A 24,077-nucleotide genomic window follows, 5' to 3' on the forward strand; every position below is an offset into this window, starting at 1 on the left:
CGAGGAAAATCCGCGGCTTACAGCGAGGCCCAGGGGCCGCCCCCGGGAGGATGTCCATGAGTGCCGTCACCGCCCCGCGTCCCCCGACGCAGCCGTCCCGTATCGTCAAGCGCGACGGGACCCAGGTCCCCTTCGACGCCGAGCGCATCTACTCGGCGATCCTGCGCGCGGGCCAAGCGACCGGCGACTTCGCGGAGGACGAGGCGCGGTTGCTGACGGCGCAGGTGGTGAAGTTCGTCAGCCACCGCTTCAGCGCCGAGGAGCCGCCCACCATCGAGCGTGTTCAGGACGTGGTGGAGCAGGTGCTCATCAGCGCCAATCACCTGCAGACCGCGCGCGCGTACATCGTCTACCGCGAGCAGCACAAGCGCCTGCGCGACGACCGCCGCACCCTGGTGGACGTGGAGAGCTCCATCCGCGAGTACCTGGACCGCTCGGACTGGCGCGTGTCGGCCAACGCCAACCAGGGCTACTCCCTCGGCGGGCTCATCCTGAACACCGCCGGCAAGGTCGTCGCCAACTACTGGCTCTCCCACGTCTACCCCCCCGAGATCGGCAACGCCCACCGGGAGGGCGACGTGCACATCCACGACCTCGACATGCTCGCGGGGTACTGCGCCGGCTGGTCGCTGCGCACGCTCCTCACCGAGGGCCTGAACGGGGTTCCCGGCAAGGTGGAGGCAGGTCCCCCGAAGCACATGTCGAGCGCGGTCGGCCAGATCGTCAACTTTCTCGGCACGCTGCAGAACGAGTGGGCGGGCGCGCAGGCCTTCAGCTCGTTCGACACCTACATGGCGGCGTTCGTGCGCAACGACGGGCTCGGCTACCCCGAGGTGAAGCAGTACGTCCAGGAGCTCATCTACAACCTGAACGTGCCCTCGCGCTGGGGGACACAGTGCGTCGACGCCGAGACCGAGTGCCTGACCGACAGGGGCTGGCGGCGCTACGACGAAATCACGGCCGGCGACCGCATCCTGACGTTTGACTGCGAGCGGAACGCGTTCGAGTACCTGGCGCCGCTCGCGGTCACCGCGTACGACTTCGACGGCGAGATGTACGTCCTGGAAAATCGGACCCAGGAGCAGTGGATCACACCGGGACACCGGGTCGTACGCAAGCTCTTCCATACGGAGAGCCGCTGGGTGCTCGAGCCGATCGAGGACGTGCTCAAGCTGAAATCGCCCTTCATCGTTCCGAATGCCGGCGAGACCCCGGCGACGGTGGAGATGGACGACCGGATGGTCGAGCTGCTGGCCTGGACCGTCGCGGAGGGGAACTTCGATACCAGCGAGAGCCGCACTCGCGTCTCCCTCTTCCAGTCCACCGTGAACGAGGACAACGTCAGCGCGATCCGCCAGACCCTGGAGGATCTCGCTTACTCCTATCACGAGCGCCAGGCCGTGGGCGGGTTTTCGCGTCACCCGACCTATCGATTCCGGCTGAACCGCGACGGAAGCGAGGCGATTGCGGCGCACACGGACCGCAAGGTCGTGCCCCCCGTGATCCGCACATTGTCGGCCCGGCAGATCCGTCTCTTCCTCGAAACCTACACCAAGGGCGACGGCAGCACCGAGCCGAGCGGGCGCATCCGCCTCTACACCCGGGACCGCGAGAACCTGGATGCCCTGCAAGAGCTCTGCGTGCTCGCCGGCTGGGGCAGCACAGTCCACCGGCGTCAGGACTCCGGCGTCTACGTGCTGAACATCGTTCGCAATCGCGAGACCTACATCCAGAGCGTCACCCGTCGCCCCTACCGGGGCAAGGTGTGGTGCCCGACGACCCGAAACGGAACCTTCGTGGCCCGCCGTCACGGCAAGACCTTCGTGACCGGGAACACCCCGTTCACGAACTTGACCTTCGACTGGGTCTGCCCCGAGGACCTGCGCCCGCAGGTGCCGGTCATCGGCGGGAAGGAGATGCCGTTCACCTACGGTGAGCTGCAGCCCGAGATGGACCTGATCAATCGGGCCTACATCGAGGTGATGACCGCGGGCGACGCGAAGGGCCGCGTGTTCACCTTCCCGATCCCGACCTACAACGTCACGCCGGACTTCCCCTGGGAGAGCGAGAACGCGGACCGGCTCTTCGCCATGACGGCGAAGTACGGCCTGCCCTACTTCCAGAACTTCCTGAACTCGGAACTGAAGCCGAACATGATCCGATCCATGTGCTGCCGCCTGCAGCTCGATCTCCGCGAGCTGCTCAAGCGCGGCAACGGGCTCTTCGGGTCGGCCGAGCAGACCGGGTCGGTGGGCGTCGTCACCATCAACTGCGCGCGCCTCGGGTATCTCTTCCCCGGCGACGAGGCGGGGCTCTTCGCGCGCATGGATCAGCTCCTCGAGCTCGCCCGCAACAGCCTCGAGATCAAGCGCAAGGTGATCCAGCGCCACATGGACGCGGGGCTCTTCCCCTACACCAAGCGCTACCTCGGCACGCTGCGCAACCACTTCTCGACCATCGGCGTGAACGGCATCAACGAGATGATCCGCAACTTCACCGCGGGTGCCGAGGACATCACGACCCCCTGGGGCGAGGAGCTCGCGTCGCGCTTCCTCGACCACATCCGCGCGCGGATGGTGGAATTCCAGGAGTCGACGGGCCACCTCTACAACCTCGAGGCGACGCCCGCCGAAGGCACGACCTACCGGTTCGCAAAGGAGGACCGCAAGCGCTTCCCGGGGATCCTGCAGGCCGGCAGCCCCGAGGCCCCGTACTACACCAACTCCTCGCAGCTTCCGGTGGGCTTCACCGACGACCCGTTCGAGGCCCTGGAGCGCCAGGAGAAACTGCAGAAGAAGTACACCGGCGGCACGGTGCTGCACCTCTACATGAGCGAGCGCATCTCGAGCGCCGATGCCTGTCGGCAGCTCGTCAAACGGGCGCTGGAGCGCTTCCGTGTCCCGTACATCACGGTGACGCCCACGTTCTCCATCTGCCCCAAGCACGGGTACCTGTCCGGTGCCCACGAGTTCTGTCCCTTCTGCGACGAGGAGGCCCTCGCCCGCAAGCAGGCCGGGGCGTTGCATTGACGAAGGGAAACCGCAGAGGCGCGAAGGCGCAGGGAAGATTTGCCGTGTCGAATCTTCCGATTGCCTCGTGCCTCGGTAGTGAGTGACTGAGAACAGGACTTCAGGAGGAGAAACCGATGCGTGAAGATGGAATCGATCTGAACGAGAACGAGCGCACGCGCTGCGAGGTGTGGACGCGGGTGATGGGCTACCACCGCCCGGTGACCGCGTTCAACCCCGGCAAGCAGTCCGAGCACCGGGAACGCACCCCGTTCCTCGAGAGCCGCTGCGCGCCGCGCTGCTGATTGCGGCCAGGGCCTTCTTCCCCTGCGGCAGGGGGCTTCTTTCCCCTGCCGCAGGGGGTTGCCTCCCCTCAGGCGCTGCGCAGCCGGGCCAGGCGGACGACGGCGACAGCGGCGAGGGGCGCGAGCAGCCCGATCAGCATGGCGGTGAGCATCAACTCGCCAAGGGCGCTGTAGTCCGCGGGCACCTGCACTGCCCCGGTTGCGGCGTCCTTCACCTCCCGCGTCACCACGAACCACTCGTTCAGATACTTCGTGCCCAGCTGACTCGCCGACAGGGCGAGGTTCGTGAACGAGGCCATCACCGCGAAGAACGTCGCCTTCAGGCCTGCCGGCGCGGAATTCGCGATCCACGCGAGCATGGGCACCATCGCCACCTGACCGAGCGGTGACTCAAGGGCGGTGTCCACCAGCGCGATGAAGCGCGCGTCCACCACCCCACCGGTGAGCGCCGCCGCCCACTCGTGCAGCCCATGGTACATGCCGATGATCGGCAGGTAGAGGGCGCTCGCCACGAGGGTCAGCACCACCACCACGACGGCGATCGAGCGCTCGGCCATGAACCGCCGGAACAGGAACAGCCCGACGAGCGCCAGGGCGCTGCTGATGAGCGAGAGCACCGCGAGGAACTGCTGGTCGAAGCCGAGCCGGTCGATCATCCACCAGGTCTGCCCCGCCCCGGGGGTCGGCATCGCGCGGTAGACGAAGATCACGATCGCCGTTCCCAGGAGCACGCGCCGCGCGGGCGCGTCGAGCACGAGGACCAGCCGGTACATCAGGAACAGCACGATCGCCATGGACCCGGCAAAGACGATCTCCTGGTCGTAGGGCACGTCGCTCAGGCCGATCACGACCGTGAAGAAAACGAACACGATGCTGCCGCCCAGGATCCAGAGGTTCGGCTCGGTGCGCGTGACCTCGCCCTCGAGGAGCCGGTGCGCCGCCCGCGCCTCGATCCCGCCACCCGTCAGGCGGCGGACCGCCCGGCGCTTGAGGTAGGCCGCGAGCACCACGCCGAGCACGGAGACGACCGGGATGAGGAGCGCCCACTCGTAGATCCGCACGTACGCGGAGAGCTTCGCCCCATCCGACATGTTCGCCACGCCCTCGAACACGTACACGTTCAGGAGTGAGACGAACACGCCGCCGCCGATGATGGCGATGCGCCCGAGGGTCTGCATCGTCGTGTGCATGAGCTTGCGGGCGGCGGAGTCGATGGGCTCGCCCGCCGCGTCCACGCGGGGCACCGCCTCCACCGTCATGGCGTCGGCGACCACGTCCTGCAGCACGTACCCGATCGGGGCGAGCAGCACGCTCGCCACGTACCAGGCATCCACCGGCATCACCGCCTCCATGACGGCACGTTCGGTGAGCAGCGCGAGCATGATGGAGAGGCTCGCGGTGATGAGTCCGGCGCCCCCGAACACCAGCACGCCCTTGAAGCGCCAGAGGAGGTCCACGAGGTGCCCGAGGGGCATCTTGAGCGCCCAGGGGATCCCCGCCCAGAAGCCGAGCGCGGCGAGGAACGCCGCCGAGAGTCCGAGGTACTCCTTGACGAAGAAGGTGCCGACGATGCCGGTCAGCCCCGACACCCCCGCTGCCACGTAGACCATGAGCGGCGGCAGGTACGACCAGCGCATCTGCCTCCCGAGGTCCACCACGTTGCGGTCGAGCCAGGCCCGGAGGCCGCTCGGCGTGCTTTGTCCCTGCAAGACGTCGCCCTCCTCTCCTGGTGCCGGCGGGAAGCGGCGCGGGCGCTGCGTGCGCGCCGGGAGCACCCCGGGGGGCGCCGCCTCCCCGGCGAGGCGCGAGTATACTTGCCCCCATGCTGGAAATCGGCGGCCTCACGCCGCTCACCACCATCGACTTCCCCGGTCGCCTCGCCGCCGTGGTCTTCTGCCAGGGCTGCCCCTGGCGCTGCGGCTACTGCCAGAACGCGCACCTGATCCCGCCCTCGGCCGAGAAGGCGGTCCCGTGGGTGGACGTCCTCGCGTTCCTCGAGCGCCGCCGCGGCCTCCTCGAGGGGGTGGTGTTCAGCGGCGGCGAGCCGACCCTGCAGTCGGGACTGCCGGAGGCCCTGCGTCAGGTCCGGGGCCTCGGCTTCGCCACCGGACTGCACACGGCGGGCCCCTATCCCGAGCGGCTCGCGGCGGTGCTGCCCCTCCTCGACTGGGTCGGGCTCGACGTGAAGGCGAAGGCCGCGGCCTACCCCGCGCTCACTGCGGGAGGTCCTGCGAGCGGCGAGCGGGCCTGGCAGAGCCTGCGCCGGGTGCTCGCGAGCGGGGTCGCCTGCGAGGTGCGCACCACCATCCACCCGGACCTCCTCCCCGAGGCCGACCTCCTCTCCCTCGCCAGCGTGCTCGCCGAGGCCGGGGTGACGGACTACGCGCTGCAGGAATGCGTGACCGGGCGCTGCCTCGACCCGGCGCTCGCCCGCCCCTCGCGGCCTGCGAGGGTCTCGGCGGCGCTCTCCGCAGCCCTCGCAGGCCTGTTCCCGCGGTTCACGGTCCGGCGGGAGTCCTGAAGCCCCTGAGGCCGGCCCTGGCCAGAAGGGCCGGAAGCCCCCCGGCGACCGCTGCCGATTGACTTAACCTATGTTATCATGTACCAGGTAGACGCTCGTGTATTCTGGGTTACTTTCAATTGGATGCCCTCGACGGGCAGGCGGACTTGGGATGGACAGCAACGCGCCGATTCAATCGGCCTTTCCGCGTTTGAAGATCCGGGACTTCAGCCTCCTGCCGGTGGTGCAGGGGGGCATGGGGGTCGGGATCTCCGGACATCGGCTGGCGGGTTCCGTGGCCCGGGAGGGCGCGGTCGGCACGATTGCCTCCGTGGAGCTGCGCCGGCTGCACCCCGACCTGATGGAGCGGGCCGGAAAGTCGCGGGACCACGGGGCCATCGCGGCCACCAACCTCGAGGCGCTCGACCGTGAGGTGCAGGCCGCACGGGAGATCGCCGGGCCCGGCGGCTTCATCGCCGTCAACGTCATGCGCGCGGTCAAGCACTACGCCGACCTCGTCCGCCAGGCCTGCCGCAGCGGCGCCAACGCCATCGTCATGGGCGCGGGCCTGCCCATGGACCTCCCCGAGCTCGCCGAGGGCCACGGCGACGTGGCGCTCATCCCGATCCTGTCCGAGGAGCGTGGCGTGCGCGCCGTGCTCAAGAAGTGGATGCGCAAGGGCGTCCTGCCGGACGCGATCGTCCTGGAACACCCCCGCTATGCCGGGGGCCATCTCGGTGCGACCCGGATCGAGGAAGTGAACGATCCGCGTTTCGACTTCTCTCGGGTGCTGGACGCCGTGCGCGACGTCTTCAAGACGCTCGGCCTGGCGACGGACCGCATCCCGCTCATCCCGGGCGGGGGCATCAACGCCTTCGAGCGGGTGAAGGAGCTGTTCGCGTGGGGCGCCTCCGCGGTCCAGGTCGGCACCCCCTTCGCGGTGACCCGGGAATCCGATGCCCACATCAACTTCAAGCGGGTTCTCGCCGAGGCCGGCCCCGAGGACATCGTGACCTTCATGAGTGCGGCGGGACTGCCCGCGCGGGCGGTGCTCACCCCCTGGCTAAAGCGCTACCTGGCGCGGGAAAAGGACCTGCGGGCTCGAGCCAAACCGGACCGGTCCCACTGCGGGCGCCAGGTGGAGTGCCTTAACTTCTGCGGGCTCAAGGACGGCGACGGCGCGGCAGGGCAGTTCTGTATCGAGACCCAGCTCGCGGCGGCACAGCGCGGCGACGTCAATCTGGGGCTCTTCTTCCGCGGGTCCGAGAGCCTGCCCTTCGGGCGGGAGATCCGCTCGGTGCACGAGCTCCTGACCTATCTGCTGAGCGGGGTCCGGCCCACGGCTCCTGCAGCGGCGGCCTGACCTGCCAGGCCGACCGACTCCCGCCGGGCCAGCTCGGCCTCGATGGCGTTCAGCACGCGCCACTTCCAGGCGCACCACTCCGGGGCGAGGAGCACGGAGCGTGGCGCCGTGCCCGTGAGCCGGTGGAACTCCACCTCCGGCGGGGTGGCCTCGACGATGTCACAGGCCGCCTCCACGTACTCCTCCAGGGTGAGGGGCCGGTAAGCGCCCCTGCGCCACTCCACGGCAAGGCGGGTGCCCCGCACCACGTGCAGCGGGTGCACCTTGAGACCGTCCACCCCCAGTTCCAGCACCCGCTCGAGGCTGGTCCGGGCGTGCCAGGGGGACTCCCCGGGCAACCCGACGATCAGATGAGTGCAGAGCGCGAGCCCCCGGGAGTGGATCGCGTGCGCGGCCGCCCGGTACTCAGCAAAGCCGTGGCCGCGACGGACCCGGCGCAGGGTCTCGTCGAAGGCCGACTGCAGCCCGAGCTCGATCCAGACTTCGCGGCCCTCGTCCCGGTAGCCCGCCAGGAGGTCGAGCACGCCGTCCTCCAGACAGTCGGGGCGCGTCCCCACCGCCAGCCCCACCACGTCCGGCTCGGCCAGCGCCTCCCGGTAGAGCCGGTCCAGGTGCTCCACGGCCCCGTAGGTATTGGTGTACGCCTGGAAATAGGCGATGTAACGCCGCGCCCCGGTGCGCCGGCGGATGACCGCCCGGCCGGCGTCGATCTGCTCGGCCACGCTGCGGGGCTCCCGGTCGTTCGGGCTGAACGAGGCGTTGTTGCAGAAGGCGCAGCCGCCCCTACCGAGCGTCCCGTCCCGGTTCGGGCAGGTGAACCCCGCGTCGATCGCCACCTTGTGGACACGCTCGCCATACCGGCGCAGGAGCGCCTGGCCGAACGTGTTGACGTGCTGGGCGAGGGTCATCGAGATGACGCAAAGACCCCGCGCGGTTTCCCGGCGGGGTCCTTGCAGACTGCTTTGCGGTCGGGCGACTGCTTACTTCACGATGACCGCGTCGACGTCCACCTCGGCGCGGCGGTTCTTCGCACGGCCTTCCGCGGTCTTGTTCGAGGCGACCGGCTGCGACTCACCGAAGCTCTTGGTGGTGACCTTGGAGGAGGCCACGCCCTTGGAGACCAGGTAGTCCTTCACCACGTCGGCGCGGCGCTGACCGAGCTTCACGTTGTACGCGTCGGAGCCGACGCTGTCGGTGTGGCCGGAGACCGCTACGGCGGTGACGTCCGCGCCCTTCAGGCGCGCCAGGAGGTCGTCCAGGATCTGCTTGCCGGCGGGCTTCAGCTGGGACTTGTCGAAGTCGAAGTGCAGGTTGCCCTCGAGCACCGCCTTGTCCTTGATCTTCTCGACCTTCTTGGCAGCCTCGCACTCCGGATATGCATCCTTCTGGCGGTAGACGCTCTTCACGCACTCGCCCCAGGTGTCCTTCGCCGGCTTGCCGTAGGTGTCATAAGCATAACCCGGCAGCTGCTGCGCGCCCGCCGTGCCGACGGCCAGCATGGAAGCGGCCAGAACGCTGATCGCCATCAGATGTTTATGCATTTGTATGCTCCGTTCCCAGATGTAGAAGACTTTCACCATCGGAAGCAGCCACCGCCGTCCGTCGCCCGGACTCTCAGGCGACCTCGCAGACCCAACGCCTAACGGTGGCCTGCAGCCCCCCGGCACAGCTCCGATAGTGCAACTACCGGCCTAAAGAATATACAGCTTCCAGCGTGCAGGCAAGCTTAGCGCTGCAAGTTAACACGTCACGTATCGTCAAGTCCACCCGCCGGCTTGAACAGGGCGGGGTCGAGCTGGTGCCGGCGCAACAGCTTGTAGAAGTCGGTGCGGTTGCGGTCCGCCAACCGGGCAGCCTGACTCACGTTGCCCTGAGTGATCTTGAGCAGGCGGCTCAAATACTCACGCTCGAAATCCGCCCGCGCCTCCTCCAGCGACGGGAGATCCGCCGGTTGGGAGCGCAGGGCCCTCTGGACCAGGGTCGCGGGGATGAGCGGGGTCGTGGTGAGCGCAAAGGCCTGCTCCACCACGTTGGCCAGCTGGCGAGCGTTGCCAGGCCACGGGGCGCTCACCAGCAGCTCCATCGCGTCCGGCGCAAAACCTTCGACCTGCTTGCGGCTCGCCCCGCGGAACCGGGAGAGGAAGTGCGAAGCGAGCAGAGGGATGTCCTCCCGGCGCTCCGCCAGGGGGGGGATGTCGAGGACCACCACGTTCAGGCGGTAGAACAGGTCCTCCCGGAACCGCCCTGCCCGGACCTCCTCCTCGAGGTCCCGGTGAGTCGCGGAGACGACCCGCACGTCCACCGGCACGGACCGGGTGCTGCCCACCGGCCGCACCTGCCGCTCCTGCAGCACCCGCAGCAGTTTCGCCTGGAGCGAGGCCGGCATGTCCCCGATCTCGTCCAGCAGGAGGGTTCCCCCGTGGGCCGCCTGGAAGAGCCCGGGCGTGTCGCGGGCCGCCCCCGTGAACGCCCCCTTGGCGTAGCCGAAGAGCTCGGACTCCATCAGCGTCTCGGGGATGGCGGCGCAGTTGAAGGCGACGAAAGGCTGGTCGCGGCGCTCGCTCGCCCGGTGGATCGCCTTCGCGAGCATCTCCTTGCCGGTGCCGCTCGCACCGCGGATGAGCACGCTCGCCCCACTGTCCGCCACCAGCCGTGCCTGGCAGAGCAGCTCCTCCATCACCGGACTGCGGGTGACCAGCTCCCGCCGCCACTCTTGACCCTCGTCGCAGGGGACCACCTCCTTGCCGGCACCGCCGCCTACCCGGATCGCCCGCTCCACCTGCTCGATCACCTCGCGCCCGTCGAAGGGCTTGGTGAGGAAGGCGAACACGCCGCCCCGGGTGGCCGCGACCGCGTCCGGGATGGTCCCGTGGGCCGTCAGCATCAGCACGGGCAGCGCGGGCCGGCGCTCGTGGATCGCCTCGAAGAGCTCCAGCCCATCCATGCCCTCCATGCGCAGGTCGGTCAGCACCGCCTGCGGCCGGTCCACCTCGAGCCGGGCGAGGGCCTCCACCCCGCTCGCCGCGGTGACCGTCTCGAAGCCGGCGGCCTTCAGCCGCAATTCCAGCAGCTTCAGGACGTCCGGGTCGTCATCGACCAGCAGGACTCTGCCTTTGTTCCGGCTCATCGGGGCGGGGCACGGGGTTCGTAGGGGACGCCGGGGCCGCGGCGGGCAAGACGCCACGCGATTCCAGGCTGCTCTCGATCTTGCGCAGCTCCTCCAGCTGGCGCTGACGCTCGGCTCCTTCCGTCTGCTCCCGGGCGAGCAGCCGGTGCAGGTAAAGCATGCGCTGCTCGAGCTCCCGGCCACGGGACTGCGCCTGTTTCAGGTCACGCTCGAGGGTGGCGACCCGCTGGCGATTCTCTTTCTGTTCCTCCGCCGCGGCCTGCAGGCGCGCGTCGCGCTCCAGCGCCGAGCCCAGAAGGACCTCGAGCAACTGGCAGAGTTGGCGCACCTCGGGCTGCGTCGCCCGGGCTCGCTCGCCCTGGAAGAGCGCCATCGCACGCCGCTCGTCCGGTGCGGGCCCGCCCGGCAGCGCCAGGAGCAGGGCCAACTGCATGCGCTGCTCGCTGCTCGGCTCGGCGGTGGACGCGGCCCGCAGCCGCTCGAGCTCCTTCTGGAGCTCCGGGCGCTTCATGGCGCGCAAGCGGGCGAAGTAGGCGAGGGCGTCGGCCACGTCCTCGGAGCAGACCTCTCCCCGCAGCACCTCGGGCACCACGGGCGACAGGATGGGACCACCCCCCGCGGCGCAGCCCGCCAGCGTGGGCAGCGCCACCAGCACGACTGCGAGCGCGATTCTCGGTCTCATGGGGCCCTGGCGGTGACGAGCGCCGACGGAAGGGTGACCCGGAAGTGAGTCCCGGGGGCCAACCCGTCAATGATGCGGATTTCTCCGCCGTGCGCAATGGCGCACTCCCGCGCGATGGCGAGACCGAGCCCGGTTCCCTGCACCGGGCCGCCCGGCTGGTTGCGGCCCTGGTAGAAGGCGTCGAAGACCCGGGGGCGGTCCTCCGGCGGGATGCCCGGCCCCTCGTCGTCGACCTCCAGGGCGACGCCTTCGGTGTCCTCGCCCACCCGGATGTCGATCTTCCCCCCGCGGGGCGAGTACTTGACCGCATTCGAGACCAGGTTGTCGAGAAGTGCACGCAGCCGCGCCCGGTCCCCCTGCACGGTGATGGGGTCGACGCTCAGGCGGAAGCGCAGTCCCCGGGCGAGCGCCCCCACCCGGTGGTCGGTCACGACCGAGCGGGCGAGCTGGTCCAGGCGCACCGGCTCCCGGCGCACCTCGGCGCTGCGCACTTCGGGCATGCGGCTGAAGGCGAGCAGGTCCTCGATGAGCTTCTGCAGGCGCAGGGCGTTGTTGTGGAGGATGTCGGTGACCTCGCGCTGCTCCTCGGTGAGCGGCCCGAGGACCTGCTCGGCCAGCAGCTCGGCGCCCTCGCGCAGGGCCGTCAGGGGCGTCTTCAACTCGTGGGAGACGTGGCGCAGGAACGACTTCTTCTCTTCCTCGAGCTCCAGCAGACGGGTACGCAGCCAATCGAGGCGCTCCCCGAGGGTCTCCAGGTCCTGGGGACCTTGCACGTGGATGGGGGTGTAGAGCTCGCCGTCGCCCAACAGGCGGATGGCGTGGTCGAGCTGCCCGAGGGGGCGCGCGATGAGGAAAAGGAAGAGAGCCGCCAGGCCCACCACGAGCGGCACCAGGGCGGCGGCCTGCCAGACCAGGAAGCGCTGGGACTGGCCCGCCATCTGCCGCAGGACCTCGACCCCCTGCCCCACGCTGGCATTGGCCTCGGCCAGGGTCTGGCGGGCCAGCTCGGCGAGCGGCACGAACTCCGCCACCACGGCCTCGCTGGCCGCGGCATCGAGACGCTGCCCGCGCAGGGTCTCGAACAGGTGGCGCTCGCGCTCGGCGAGCTCGTACAGGCGCCGGCGTGCCGGCGGGTCGCTCTCCAGGGCGAGCATGTAGGTCACCGTGCCCTGGAGCTCCGCGTGGGCTTTGTCGTAGGCCGCAAGCCGCGCCTCGTCCTTGAGGACCAGGTACTGACGCATGTTGCGCTCCATCCCGGTCAGCTGGTCCACGAGATTGCGGCCCCCGTGGGTGAGCTGCACCGTCCGGTAGACGGCCCGCTCGCTCTGCCCCGCGAGCCGTTCCACCTGGAGCGACGCGAACAGGATCGCCACGAGCAGCGGCAGCGCGACGGCGAGGAAGCCGACGAAGACCAGGGTGAGGAAGGAGCGCGGCCGGATGGACCGGATAGCTGGCATCACGAGTCGATGAGCGCCGCCCGCGCCGTGCGGACGGGCGCCTCTGGCGGCTGCACGCACAGTATAGGGCCTCGGCGGGGCCGCGAGCCCGCTGGCGCCCACCGACTTCAAGTACCCCCGGGCAGGGCCGATAAGACCAGGGCGAGACGAGCATCTCGCGGATCCCCGAGAGACCCCGAGTCCGCCCCGGGCGGCGACGGGGCGAGGGCCTGTTGACCAGCACGAGGTTGGATCGGCCCCACCGGCGCATGGTCGCACCCGCAACCGACCCCATTCGAGCGTTGCCGGAGACGACGCGGACGTCCGCGGCTCGCCGGGATCCTGCCGAGTTTCGCCCGGAGCAGGTCCGGCTCCTCTACGCCCAGTCCCCTGCCCCGCTCCTCGCCAGCGTGTTCATCGCCGCGGTCACCGCGGGCGTGCTGGCCGGTCCAGGGCCGGCCCTGCCGCTCCTTGCCTGGTGGGTGACGCTCACGGTGATCACGGTGCTCCGGCTCTGGCTGTTCACCGCATTCCGGCGCCAGGAACCGGCCCAACAGCTGAGTGGACGCTGGCTCACGGCCTACCGGCTCGGGGGGCTCGCCGCCGGCGTTGCCTGGGGATCGCTCGCCCTCTTTCTCGACTTCGGCTGGCCGCTGTCCTACCAGCTGCTCGTCTATGCCATGCTGGTGGGCGTCGCCACCGCAGCGGTCTCCAACAACGGCGCGGTCGGCTCCGTCTACACCGCCTTCCTCGTGCCCTGTCTGCTGCCCCTCACGGTACGCTCGCTGCTCGCCCCGGAGGCCGTGCTCGTCAGCATGGGGGTGATGCTGCTCATCCTCGGGGTGGTGCTGTTCTCCGTTTCCGGCAGCTTCGAGCACACCCTGCTACGCTCCTTTGCCCTCGCGAGCGACCGGGCGCGGCTGCTCGAGCGCGTCTCGCGCGTGAACCGGGAGCTCGAGTCCGAGACCGGCGACCGCATGCGCGCCGAGGCGGAGCTGCTGCGCGAGAAGGAGCGCGCGCAGGTCACGCTGCACTCGATCGGCGACGGCGTCGTCACCACGGACACTTGCGGCTGCGTCGACTACCTGAACCCGAGCGCCGAGCGCCTGACCGGGTGGAGCCTGGAGGAGGCGAAGGGGCAACCCCTGGGGAAGATCTACACCCTGCTCGACGAGGCCACCCGGGAGCCCGTCGGCGGGCTGGGGGAGACCGCCTGCCAGGTCGATCTGGTGCTGCAGACCCGCGAGCCGCAGCTCCTGCGCCGGCGCGACGGCGAGGAGTTCTCGGTGACCCAGACGGTGACCCCGATCCGCGGCCCCCGCGGGGACACGCTCGGGTCGGTGCTGGTGTTCCGCGACGTGACCGAGACCCGGAGCCTCGCGCGGCGCCTCGCCTACCAGGCGAGCCACGACACCGTGACCGGGCTCCTCAACCGGCGGGAGTTCGAGAACCGCCTGGCCCACGCGCTGGCGGTCGCGCAGAGCGAGTCGCGTCAGCACATCTGCCTCTACATGGACCTCGACCAGTTCAAGATCGTCAACGACACCTGCGGACACGCCGCGGGCGACGATCTGCTGCGCCAGCTGGCGGCGCTCATGCACGGGCGCCTGCGCGAGTCTGACGCCCTCGCACGCCTCGGGGGCGACGAGTTCGGCGTACTGCTCGAGGGCTGCCCGCTGCCCCAGGGCATCGAGATCGCCGAGGCCCTGCGTGCGTCGGTGCGCGACTGCCGGTTCCTGTGGGAGGACAAGACGTTCGAGATCGGGGTCAGCATCGGCATCGTGGCGGTCACGGGCGAGCGCGAGACCGTGGGCAGCATCCTCAGCGCGGCGGACGTCGCCTGCTACGCCGCAAAGGACCTCGGCCGCAACCGGATCCACGTCTACCAGGATTCCGACCTCGACCTGGCGCGCCGCCACGGCGAGATGCAGTGGGTGTCGCGGATCACGCAGGCGATCGGCGAGGACCGGCTCGAGCTCTTCTGCCAGGACATCGTCGCCGTGCAGACCGAGGACAACCTCCGGCACTCGGTGGAGATCCTGGTGCGCATGCGCGACGAGCGCGGCGAGCTGGTCTCCCCGGCGGCGTTCCTGCCGGCGGCCGAGCGCTACAACCTGATGCCGACCATCGACCGGTGGGTGGTGCACCACTGCTTCCGCTGGCTCGCGAGCCAGCCGAGCCTCGAGGGCGTGCTGCTCAGCATCAACCTGTCGGGGACGACACTGAGCGACGACAACTTCCTCGCCTTCATCCGCGAGCAGTTCGAGCGCTTCCGGGTGCCCCACGACACGGTGTGCTTCGAGATCACGGAGACCGCCGCCATCGCCAATCAGGCGACCGCCTCGCAGTTCATCCGGGAGCTGCGGGCGATGGGCTGCTGGTTCGCGCTCGACGACTTCGGCAGCGGACTGTCGTCCTTCGCCTACCTGAAGAACCTCCCCGTCGACTACCTGAAGATCGACGGCAGCTTCGTGCGCGACATGCTCCACGACCCCTACGACCGGGCGATGGTCGCCGCCATCAACGAGGTGGGCCACCGGATGGGGATCCGCACGATCGCGGAATTCGTCGAGAACCGCGAAACGCTGCACGCGCTCGCTGACCTCGGCGTCGACTACGCCCAGGGCTGGGCCCTCGGCAAGCCCGCCCCCCTGCGCGAAGCCTCCGCCGCCGCGTTCCGCGGCGCAGCCGACCAGCAGCTCTCCGCCTGAGCCCTGAGCCCTGAGCCCTACGCCGCGGCGAGGGCCTGGTCGATGTCCGCGAGGATGTCGTCGATGTGCTCGATCCCGATGGAGAGCCGCACGAGGTCGGGCGTCACCCCCGCCCGGGCGAGCTCCGCCGGCGAGAGCTGGCGGTGGGTCGTGGTCGCCGGGTGGCAGGCGAGCGACTTCGCGTCCCCGATGTTCACGAGGCGCACGACCAGCCTCAGGGCGTCGATGAAGCGCGCACCGGCCGGCGCCCCGCCCAGGATCCCGAAGCTCAGGATGCTCGCGGCCCGCCCGCCCATGTAGCGCTGCAGCACGCCGTGGTCGGGGTGGTCCTCGAGCCCCGCGTACCGCACCCAGCTCACCCGGGGGTGGCCCTGCAGGTAGCGCGCGACGGCGAGCGCGTTCTCGCAGTGCCGGTCCATGCGCACCGGCAGCGTCTCGATCCCCTGCAGGATGAGGAAGGAGTTGAAGGGCGAGATCGCCGCGCCCATGTTGCGCAGCGGCACCACCCGCGCGCGGCCGATGAAGGCCGCAGGCCCGAAGGCCTCGGTGTAGACGACGCCGTGGTAGGAGGCGTCCGGCTCGTTCATGCGCGGGAAGCGCCCCCGCTGCTCGGCCCAGGGGAAGCGGCCCCCGTCGACGATGGCGCCCCCGAGCGTGGTGCCGTGTCCGCCCATGTACTTGGTGAGCGCGTGCACCACCACGTCCGCGCCGTGCTCGAGGGGCCGGCACAGGTAGGGCGTGGGCACCGTGTTGTCCACGATGAGCGGGACGCCGCGCGCGTGCGCCACCTCGGCGAGCGCCCCGAAGTCGACCACGTTCCCCGCGGGGTTGCCGATCGACTCGCAGAAGACCGCCTTCGTGCGCCCGTCGATGAGCCGCGCGATGCCCTCGACGTCCCGGTAGTCCGCGAAGCGCGCCTCGATCCCGAAGCGCGGGAGGGTGTGTGCGAAGAGGTTGTAGGTGCCGCCGTAGAGCTGCGAGGTCGTGACGATGTTGTCGCCCGCCTCGGCGAGGGTGAAGATGGCGTAGGTGATCGCCGACATCCCCGAGGCCACCGCGAGCGCCCCCACTCCCCCCTCCATCTCCGCCACGCGCTGCTCGAGCACCGCGGTGGTGGGGTTCATGATCCGCGTGTAGATGTTGCCCGGGACCTTGAGATCGAAGAGATCGGCCCCGTGCTGGGTGTCGTCGAAGGTGTAGGAGGTAGTCTGGTAGATGGGCACGGCCGCGGCCCGCGTGGTGGGCTCCGGCATGTAGCCGCCGTGGATGGCGATCGTCTCTATCTTCACTGTGCCCTCTCCTCTGCCCTGCGCCCGTCGTCGGGCCTGCGGCGTATTAGACTATCAGGCTGGAACTCAACCGACAGGTGCCCCGCATGGACTGGCTCCTCCAACCCGAGGCCTGGGTCGCGCTCCTGACGCTGACCGCCCTCGAGATTGTGCTCGGGATCGACAACATCATCTTCCTCTCCATCCTGGTGGGCCGCCTGCCCCCGGAGCGCCGGCAGTCCGCCCGTGTGCTCGGCCTCGGGCTCGCCATGGGCTCCCGGATCGCGCTCCTGCTCTCCCTCACCTGGCTGATGAGCCTGACCGCCCCCATCGTCACGGTCCTCGGGCACGGGGTCTCCTGGCGCGACGTCATCCTCATCGGCGGCGGCGCGTTCCTGCTGGCGAAGGCGACCCTCGAGATCCACAACAGCCTCGAGGGGGCGGACGAGGGCCCGAAGGCGGTGCAGGCGGCGAGCTTCGGGGCCGTGCTGATCCAGATCGCCCTCATCGACATCGTCTTCTCCCTCGACTCGGTCATCACCGCGGTCGGCCTGGTGCAGCAGGTCTCGATCATGGTGCTCGCCATCGTCGTCGCGGTCCTCGTGATGATGGTCGCAGCGAAGTCCATCAGCGACTTCATCGACACCCACCCGACCGTGAAGATGCTTGCACTCAGCTTCCTCATCGTGGTCGGCGTCGCCCTCATCGGCGAGGGCTTCGAGTTCCACATCCCGCGCGGTTACATCTACTTCGCGATGGCCTTCTCGGTGGTGGTGGAGATGCTGAACCTCCAGGTCCGCAAGCGCGCCGCGGTGCCGGTCCACCTGCACCGCCAACTGCCGGAGTCCTGAGAGGTCCCGGGACGGCGAAGCGTTCGGGACGGTGGAGGCCCCCGGCGCCGGGGGCCTCCACGCCCCGGCCCTCACAGCCGGCCCCTCACAGCCGGCCCTCACATCCGGCCCTCACATCCGGCCCTCACGGCCCAGCCGCCGACCCGGGTCCTGGCGGTAGAACGCCACGAGCTGCCCGTACACCTCGGGGTAGGTCTCCTGCACGTCACGGGGGTGGAGGAAGAAGGCCTCCGACATCACCGCGAAGAACTCGCCCGGGTCGTCCGCGGCGTAGTCGTCGATGAGGACCTCCTCTCCCCGCTCGACCCTCTCCGAGAAGTCCTCGAAGGCGCTCGAGAAGGCCGCGGTCCAGGCGGAGCGGGACATCCCGGGGTGCAGGGGCGGCATGCCGTTGGCCTCGCCGTTCAGCAGATCGAGCTTGTGGGCCATCTCGTGGACGACCACGTTGCCCCAGTCCTCGCCGTCGGCCCCGAGCTCCACGTCCGTCCAGGAGAGGATCGCGGGGCCCTCGGGCCAAGCTTCCCCCGAGAGCTCGCGCTCGGCCTCGTGGGCCACGCCGTCCTCGTCGACCCACTCCTGGCGGGCGACGAACTCGTCCGGATAGACGATGACCGACACCCACCCCGAGTACCCGTCGAGCCCCAGGTGCAGGACCGGCACGCAGGCCTGCACCGCGACGAGCCGGCGCATCGTGTCGTCGACCTCGAGGCCGCCCGCGCCCTGGATCACCTTGCGCCGCAGGAAGTCCCCGGCGAGCGCCCGCAGGCGGGCGAGGTCCTCCGCCGACCAGCCCTCGAGGAGCGGCAGACGCCCGGCGAGCGAGTCCCACTCGCCGTCTTCGAAGGCCTCACCCCCCCGGGATCCCTGCCACCAGCGCCTCAGCCGCGCGAGCACGGGGCCTCCGCCGGCTTCACCGCCGGCGGACTGCCCCCTCGCCAGGCCCTGCCCGCCCTAGGCACGGGGCGGGGGCGGCGGGGAGTCCGGCCGGAGCACGCCGCCCAGCTCCTCCTCGACGACGTAGCCGGGGCGGGCCTTCACCTCGTCGTAGATGCGGGCCACGTACTCGCCGAGGATGCCGAGGCTGATCATGACCGAGCTGCCGATGAGGAGCAGCGTGATCTCGACGGTCGCGTAGCCCGAGACCGCGGTCCCCGTGAACCAGGACCACAGCGTCTCGGCCATCAGGAGCCCCGCGAACACCAGGGTGGCAAACCCGAGGAAGGTCACCAGGCGCAGCGGCAGGCTGGTGAACGACACGATGCCGGTCGCGGCCAGGTCGATCAGCCGCGTCGAGGACCAGGCGCTGCTGCCCTTCTCCCGCGGCGGTACGTCGAAGACCACGCTCTCCTGGCGGAAGCCGACCCAGCGGGTCAGCGCCCGGTAGAAGCGCTTGCGCTCCGGGAGCTCGCGCACGACGACGTCGGCCGCCACCCGGTCCAGCAGCGTGAAATCGGAGGCACGCCGCATCTCGATCCCGGCGAGGTAGCGCATCAGGCGGTTGAACGCGGAGGAGGCGAAGCGGTCCCGGCGCCTCGCGCCGGAGGGCCGGCTCTTGACCCCGTGGACCACCTTCGCCCCGGCCCGCCAGCGGGCGACCATCTCCGGGATGACCGCCGGGGGGTGCTGCAGGTCGGCGTCCATGGTGATGACGGCGTCGCCCGTCGCGGCCCGCAGGCCGGCGAGCAGCGCCGCCTCCTTGCCGAAGTTCCGGCTGAGCCGCACCCCGCGCAGGCCCGGGTAGCGCGGCAGGAGCTCCCGCAGCCGCTCGAAGGTGCCGTCGCGGCTGCCGTCGTCCACGAGGATGACCTCGTGCTCGAGACCGCCGCACGCGCCGAGGGCCGCGTACACCGCGGCGAAGAGCGCCTCGAGGCCCTCCCGCTCGTCCTTGGCCGGAATGACCACGCTCAGGCGCCGGCGTCCCCCCTCCGGCGCGCCGGGGACCGGGGACACGGCAGACGACGACTCGCTCATGGCATCCTCCCGATGGGGTCTTCCCGGGACTGCCCCGGGCCGCCTTCCAGGTCCCGGAACCGCACCAGGCGCACGCCCCGGGCCGCGCACAGGGTCCGCAGCCCCGGGCCGGTGAGCAGCTCGCGCTCCTCGTCCCAGCCGTGGAAGGCGAGCAGCGCGGGGTCGCCCACCTCCTCCGGGTCCCGATAGCCGGGGTGGCACATCAGCTCGTAGTCCCGCCCGGGCGCCAGGTGGGCGAGGCGCGCCTCCAGGGCCTCCCGGGTCAGGCGCCCGCTCACCCCGGCGCCGAGGAGGGTCGGCCCACCACCGGGGCGCGAGCCGCGCTGCAGCAGCGCGAGGGCCTGCAGGACGGCGTTGCGCGCCAGCGGCCCCGGGGCGAGGCCCCCGGTCCGCCACTCCGGGGTGACGAAGCGCACGTGGGGGATTCCGTATTCCGCGGCGAGCGCCCCCACCCGGGGCAGGATGCCGGGGAGCATGTGCACGTGCTCGTGGCCGTTCAGGAAGCGCGGGGCGAGCCCGAGGGCGAGGCAGAGCTCGACCTGGGCCCGGAGCTCCGCCACCACGTCGGCGAGCGGGAACCGCCCCGTCGCCAGGGCCGCAAGGAGGCCGGCCCGCCCGGCGAAACGCCCGCCGCTCGCGCCGAGGCGCCTGCGCAGGCCCGCGGTGAGGGGCTCGCCGAGCGTGAGGTTCAGGTGCACGCCCACGTCGACCCCGGGGCGCTCGCGCAGCGCCCCGGCGTACTGCGCGAGGGCCGGGCCGTTGGCGAGGACCCCGGTCGCCGTGACCGACCCCGCGTCGAGGGTCTCCAGGATCCCCCGGGTCACCGCGGTGAAATAGCCGTAGTCGTCGGCGTTGACCACGAGCCGCGGCGGCTGCAAGGGTGCGGCGGGGAGCATCGGCCCTATCCTAAGGCGGCGGATCGGCGGCGCTCAATACCGGCCTGCCCCCGCGCGGGTCGCGCCCCCGGGCTTTGCGTTATGATGGCGTCCTGCCGCCGGCCCGCCTGGGGCCGGTGAACCTGGGGGAGTGGGGGAGCGGGCCTTGGACCGACTGATCCGCGTCTTTCTCGAGATGCTCCTGCTGCGCAAGGGACCCCAGGACCTTCCCCTCGCCCCGTTCCTGCTCTACCTGACCCTCGCGCTCCACGCCCTCTCGGGCTTCGTGCTGGCGCTCGCCTACCAGCCGCCGCTCGCCGCGCTCGCGCTCGGGGTCGCCGACACCGCGCTGCTCGCCCTGCTGACCACGTCGCTGCTCTACCTCCAGAGCCGCCAGTCGCGCCTGACGCAGACGCTCTCGGCCCTCGGCGGAACGGGATTCCTCATCGCGGTCCTCGCCATCGTCCCCACCTGGTGGCTCGCCCACGAGCAGGTCGACAGCGCGGGGGCGACGGCGGGCCTCCCGGCGTTTGCGCTCCTCGGCCTCGTCATCTGGAGCCTGGTGGTCACCGGGCACATCCTGCGCCGCGCCCTCTCGGCGCCGCTCATCGTCGGGGTGCTGATCGCCATCGTCTTCTACTGGGTCGCCGTCAGCGTCCAGGACGCCCTGTTCCCCCTCGCCGAGTAGCCGGGTGCACCTCCACATCCTGGGGATCTGCGGGACCTTCATGGGCGGCGTCGCGCTCCTCGCCCGCGCGCGCGGCCACCGGGTAACCGGCTCGGACGCCAACGTGTACCCCCCCATGAGCGACCAGCTCGCCGCCGCGGGCATCGCGCTCACGGAGGGCTGGGACCCCGCGGCGCTCACACCCGCGCCGGACGTGGTCGTGGTGGGCAACGCGCTCTCCCGGGGCAACCCCATGGTGGAGCACGTGCTCGACCAGGGCCTGCCCTACACCTCCGGCCCCCAGTGGCTCGCCGAGCAGGTCCTGCGCGAGCGCTGGGTGCTCGCCGTCGCCGGCACCCACGGCAAGACCACCACCAGCAGCATGCTCGCGCGGATCCTGGACGAGGCGGGGCTCGACCCCGGCTTCCTCATCGGGGGCGTGCCGGTCGACTTCGGGGTCTCGGCGCGCCTCGGTGGCGGGCGCTGCTTCGTGGTGGAGGCGGACGAGTACGACACCGCCTTTTTCGACAAGCGGTCCAAGTTCGTGCACTACCACCCGCGGACCGCGGTCCTGAACAACCTCGAGTACGATCACGCGGACATCTTCCCGGATCTCGCCGCGATCGAGCGCCAGTTCCACCACCTCGTGCGGACCGTTCCGGGCACCGGGCGGATCATCCGCCCCGCCGGCGACGCCGCCCTCGACCGGGTGCTCGCCATGGGCTGCTGGACCGCGGTCGAGGAGACCGGCACCCCGCAGGGCTGGGAGGCGCACCTCCTGGACCCGGATGGCAGCCGGTTCGAGGTCCTCTGGGCCGGACAGCCAGTCGGGCGGGTGGCGTGGGACCTCCTCGGGGACCACAACGTCGCGAACGCGCTGTCGGCCATCGCCGCGGCCCGCCACGCCGGGGTGGACCCCGCGCGCGCCTGCGCCGCGCTCGCGGGCTTCCGCAACGTGCGCCGTCGGCTCGAGGCCCGGGGCCGGGTGAACGGCGTCACCGTCTACGACGACTTCGCCCACCACCCCACGGCCATCCGGACCACACTCGAAGGCCTGCGCCGGCACGTGGGCGGCGCGCGGGTCGTCGCCGTCCTCGAGCCGCGCTCGAACACCATGCGCCTCGGCGTGCACCGCGACCAGCTCGCCCGGGCCCTCGGGGTCGCGGACCTCGTGGTGCTCTACGCCCCAGCGGACCTCGGCTGGGACGCCGGGGCGGCGATCGCCCCGCTCGGGGAGCGGGGGAGAGTCTTCGGGGATCTGGAGGCCATCGTCCAGCATCTGGTCGAGATCGCGCGTCCCGGGGACCACCTCGTCGTGATGAGCAACGGCGCCTTCGGGGGCCTGCACGGCAAGCTCCTCGAGGCCCTCGGCAAGAAGGGTCCGTGACCCGGCACCGGCACCTCCGGGCCCGCGAGGTCCTCGACCGCCGCCAGCCCGACCTGACGGTGCTGCTCGACAACGTCCACAAGCCCCACAACTTCTCGGCGATCCTGCGGACCTGCGACGCGGTGGGGGTGTTCGAGGCGCACGCCGTGTGGCCCTCGGCGCGGCTGCGGCCCCACCAGGGGCGGGCGGCCGGGACCGACCGCTGGGTGTACGTGCGCACCCACCCCAGCGTGGAGGCCGCCATCGCCCACCTGAAGGCGAGCGGGCACGCCATCGTCGCGGCGCACCCCGCCGCGGGGGCGACCGACTTCCGCGCCATCGACTACACGCGCCCCACCGCGCTCCTGCTCGGGGCCGAGCTCCTGGGGGTGAGTGAGGAGGCCCTGGCCCTGGCCGACGCGACCGTCCTCATCCCGCTCGCGGGCATGGTCCCGTCGCTCAACGTCTCGGTCGCCGCCGCCGTCCTCCTCTACGAGGCCCAGCGCCAGCGCGCCGCGGCCGGGCTCTACGACGCGCCCCGCCTCGACCCCCGCCTGCGCCACGAGACCCTCGTGGAGTGGCTCCAGCCCGACGTGGCCGACTACTGCCGCAGGATGGGCCTGCCGTTCCCCGAGGTGGAGGAGGACGGCACCATCGCCCAGCAACCGCACCCGCCGCTCCTCCCGGGGTAGGCGCGCGAGCTCGCGCACCGCCCGATAGAACCCCGGAAGGTCGCCCCCCTGCCGCTCGAGGAGCGCGCGGAAGGCCGGGACCAGCTCGTGATAGGTGGAGATCGCGGCGACGCGGGCGTTGTTCGGGACCTCCGAGCACCAGCGCCGGTAGCGCGCCCGCTCCCACTCGGTGAGGGCGAGCCGCCCACAGGCCGCGTGCAGCTCCGCGAACACCGCCGCCTTTTCGCGCCGCATGGCCTCGGGCGGGGCGCCGGAGGCGTAAATCCCCGCGAGCCGCCCCCGCGCGGCGAAGACCTCCCCCAGGAACGCCCGGCGCCGCTCCCGGGACTCATCGAACGCCCGGACCGCCTCCCCCGCGCCCGCAGCGGCGAGCCAGCGGCGCACCCCCTCCTCCTCCACGGTCACCGCGAAGGCCTCGTTGAAGGCGGTGTCGTCGCGCACGTACACCACCTGGTGCGCCAACTCGTGGAAGATGAGCCCCGCGAGCTCGGCGTCCGGCCAGTCCACGACCCCGCTCGGCAGGGGGTCGTCGAACCAGCCGAGCGTCGAGTAGGCGGCCACGCCGCCGACGTGGACGTCCTGCCCCCCGGCCCGCAGCCCCTCGGCAAAGCGCAGTGCCTCGGCCTCCTCGAAGTAGCCCCGGTAGGCCACGCAGCCCGCCACGGGGAAACACCAGGACCGGGGCGTCAGGGAGAGCTCGGGGGTGGCGACGACGGCCCAGGCGACGTGGCGCCGGCCGAGGTCGGCGTACGTGCGGTAGCTGCCGTTGTCGGGCAGGCCGAGGGCCCCGCTCGCGAAGTCCCGCGCCGACGACGCATACTCGAGCCGGGCGCGGAGCCGCTGCGGGGTCGCCGGGTCGGAGACGAGCCAACCGATGGGCTCGCGTGCGGCCAGGAGAGCACCGTGCCCGGAGACTGAGCCAGCGTAGTAGGAGAGCTCGGCGCAGCCGCAGGCGAGGAGGCCGAGCAGGGCCACGCCCACGGGCCGGGACCACCCGCGGACGCGGCGGACGGGATGCGCCAACCCATCGGAGCCCACGGGCGAAGCTTGACCGAACGGGCAGGCGGGGACAACGGCCACCCTGGGCGCAGCTCGGCCGAGCCCCGGGGGAGCCTCGGCACGACGGCCCCCACCTGAGGGAAATCCCCGGTGGGCCGATACGTTTCGAAGGGCAGGACGGACCATGGGAGACCTGACACCGTGAACTGGCTGTGCGGATTCTTCGAGGGCGGGTCGGCGGAGGCCGCCCGGGGAC

At 71.0% G+C, this 24,077-nt stretch carries 19 protein-coding genes and 1 pseudogene; 9 read left to right on the forward strand and 11 right to left on the reverse strand.

Annotated features, from left to right (window positions below; genetic code table 11):
• The first annotated feature begins 56 nt into the window (after positions 1–56).
• Positions 57–3,029 carry a ribonucleoside triphosphate reductase gene (locus tag KA217_03970; GenBank protein ID MBP7711609.1) on the forward strand — a complete coding sequence of 991 codons (2,973 nt, stop codon included), beginning with the start codon at positions 57–59 and terminating at the stop codon, positions 3,027–3,029.
• Between the two features lie 116 nt (positions 3,030–3,145).
• Positions 3,146–3,313, forward strand: a complete 168-nt coding sequence (locus KA217_03975) for an oxidoreductase (protein ID MBP7711610.1) — start codon at positions 3,146–3,148, stop codon at positions 3,311–3,313.
• 68 nt (positions 3,314–3,381) lie between these two features.
• On the opposite strand, the gene KA217_03980 is transcribed toward KA217_03975, so the two are convergent.
• Entirely contained in the window at positions 3,382–4,950 is a 1,569-nt protein-coding gene (locus KA217_03980; GenBank protein ID MBP7711611.1) for a hypothetical protein, read from the reverse strand.
• A 185-nt stretch (positions 4,951–5,135) separates the two neighbouring features.
• Between KA217_03980 and KA217_03985 the strand changes: the two genes are divergently transcribed.
• Entirely contained in the window at positions 5,136–5,834 is a 699-nt protein-coding gene (locus KA217_03985) for an anaerobic ribonucleoside-triphosphate reductase activating protein (protein ID MBP7711612.1), read from the forward strand.
• A 151-nt stretch (positions 5,835–5,985) separates the two neighbouring features.
• On the forward strand, positions 5,986–7,176 hold the full coding sequence (locus KA217_03990; protein MBP7711613.1) for a nitronate monooxygenase: 1,191 nt from the start codon (positions 5,986–5,988) through the stop codon (positions 7,174–7,176).
• Here KA217_03990 and KA217_03995 read toward each other — a convergent pair.
• The 5 genes from KA217_03995 to KA217_04015 all read right to left on the reverse strand — a co-directional run bounded on the left by KA217_03995 (position 7,128) and on the right by KA217_04015 (position 12,442).
• On the reverse strand, positions 7,128–8,084 hold the full coding sequence (locus KA217_03995) for a TIGR01212 family radical SAM protein (protein ID MBP7711614.1): 957 nt from the start codon (positions 8,082–8,084) through the stop codon (positions 7,128–7,130). The genes KA217_03990 and KA217_03995 overlap by 49 nt on opposite strands.
• Positions 8,085–8,156: 72 nt before the next feature.
• Positions 8,157–8,756 carry an OmpA family protein gene (locus KA217_04000; protein ID MBP7711615.1) on the reverse strand — a complete coding sequence of 200 codons (600 nt, stop codon included), beginning with the start codon at positions 8,754–8,756 and terminating at the stop codon, positions 8,157–8,159.
• Positions 8,757–8,923: 167 nt separating this feature from the next.
• Complete coding sequence (locus KA217_04005; GenBank protein ID MBP7711616.1) at positions 8,924–10,303, reverse strand: sigma 54-interacting transcriptional regulator; 1,380 nt, start codon at positions 10,301–10,303, stop codon at positions 8,924–8,926.
• A complete protein-coding gene (locus tag KA217_04010; protein MBP7711617.1) occupies positions 10,266–10,985 on the reverse strand; it encodes a hypothetical protein in 720 nt (239 codons plus the stop codon). Before KA217_04010 ends, KA217_04005 begins: the two co-directional genes overlap by 38 nt.
• Positions 10,982–12,442: a HAMP domain-containing histidine kinase gene (locus tag KA217_04015; GenBank protein MBP7711618.1), complete on the reverse strand. Its 1,461-nt coding sequence runs from the start codon at positions 12,440–12,442 to the stop codon at positions 10,982–10,984. Before KA217_04015 ends, KA217_04010 begins: the two co-directional genes overlap by 4 nt.
• A gap of 212 nt (positions 12,443–12,654) precedes the next feature.
• Here KA217_04015 and KA217_04020 point away from each other — a divergent pair, with 212 nt between their 5' ends.
• Complete coding sequence (locus KA217_04020; protein MBP7711619.1) at positions 12,655–15,132, forward strand: EAL domain-containing protein; 2,478 nt, start codon at positions 12,655–12,657, stop codon at positions 15,130–15,132.
• Positions 15,133–15,149: 17 nt separating this feature from the next.
• Here KA217_04020 and KA217_04025 read toward each other — a convergent pair whose 3' ends face one another.
• Entirely contained in the window at positions 15,150–16,421 is a 1,272-nt protein-coding gene (locus KA217_04025) for an aminotransferase class I/II-fold pyridoxal phosphate-dependent enzyme (protein MBP7711620.1), read from the reverse strand.
• Positions 16,422–16,507: 86 nt separating this feature from the next.
• On the opposite strand from KA217_04025, the gene KA217_04030 reads away from it, so the two are divergent.
• Complete coding sequence (locus KA217_04030; protein ID MBP7711621.1) at positions 16,508–17,251, forward strand: TerC family protein; 744 nt, start codon at positions 16,508–16,510, stop codon at positions 17,249–17,251.
• Between the two features lie 111 nt (positions 17,252–17,362).
• On the opposite strand, the gene KA217_04035 is transcribed toward KA217_04030, so the two are convergent.
• Genes KA217_04035 through KA217_04045 form a run of 3 tightly spaced genes read right to left on the reverse strand, consistent with a single transcriptional unit; the run spans position 17,363 to position 20,118 of the window.
• Positions 17,363–18,145, reverse strand: coding sequence for a zinc-dependent peptidase (locus tag KA217_04035; protein ID MBP7711622.1), 783 nt, complete (start codon positions 18,143–18,145; stop codon positions 17,363–17,365).
• A gap of 57 nt (positions 18,146–18,202) precedes the next feature.
• A complete protein-coding gene (locus KA217_04040) occupies positions 18,203–19,222 on the reverse strand; it encodes a glycosyltransferase family 2 protein (GenBank protein MBP7711623.1) in 1,020 nt (339 codons plus the stop codon).
• The gene (locus KA217_04045) at positions 19,219–20,118 is read right to left on the reverse strand and encodes a ChbG/HpnK family deacetylase (protein MBP7711624.1); all 900 of its coding nucleotides are present in this window, start codon (positions 20,116–20,118) and stop codon (positions 19,219–19,221) included. The genes KA217_04040 and KA217_04045 overlap by 4 nt, the downstream gene beginning before the upstream one ends.
• Before the next feature lie 145 nt (positions 20,119–20,263).
• Between KA217_04045 and KA217_04050 the strand changes: the two genes are divergently transcribed.
• From KA217_04050 to trmH, 3 genes are read left to right on the forward strand one after another with little or no spacing between them, the layout of a single operon-like run.
• A complete protein-coding gene (locus tag KA217_04050; GenBank protein MBP7711625.1) occupies positions 20,264–20,785 on the forward strand; it encodes a hypothetical protein in 522 nt (173 codons plus the stop codon).
• 4 nt (positions 20,786–20,789) lie between these two features.
• Complete coding sequence (mpl, locus tag KA217_04055) at positions 20,790–22,151, forward strand: UDP-N-acetylmuramate:L-alanyl-gamma-D-glutamyl-meso-diaminopimelate ligase (protein MBP7711626.1); 1,362 nt, start codon at positions 20,790–20,792, stop codon at positions 22,149–22,151.
• Positions 22,148–22,822 (forward strand): tRNA (guanosine(18)-2'-O)-methyltransferase TrmH, encoded by a 675-nt coding sequence (trmH, locus tag KA217_04060; GenBank protein MBP7711627.1) that lies wholly within the window; start codon positions 22,148–22,150, stop codon positions 22,820–22,822. The genes mpl and trmH overlap by 4 nt, the downstream gene beginning before the upstream one ends.
• On the opposite strand, the pseudogene KA217_04065 reads toward trmH, so the two are convergent.
• Positions 22,781–24,007, reverse strand: a pseudogene (locus KA217_04065) (aminopeptidase). The gene trmH and the pseudogene KA217_04065 sit on opposite strands and share 42 nt — an antisense overlap.
• Positions 24,008–24,077: the final 70 nt, after the last annotated feature.

It is taken from the genome of Gammaproteobacteria bacterium (genome assembly GCA_017999615.1).
Lineage (GTDB): Bacteria > Pseudomonadota > Gammaproteobacteria > JAABTG01 > JAABTG01 > JAGNLM01.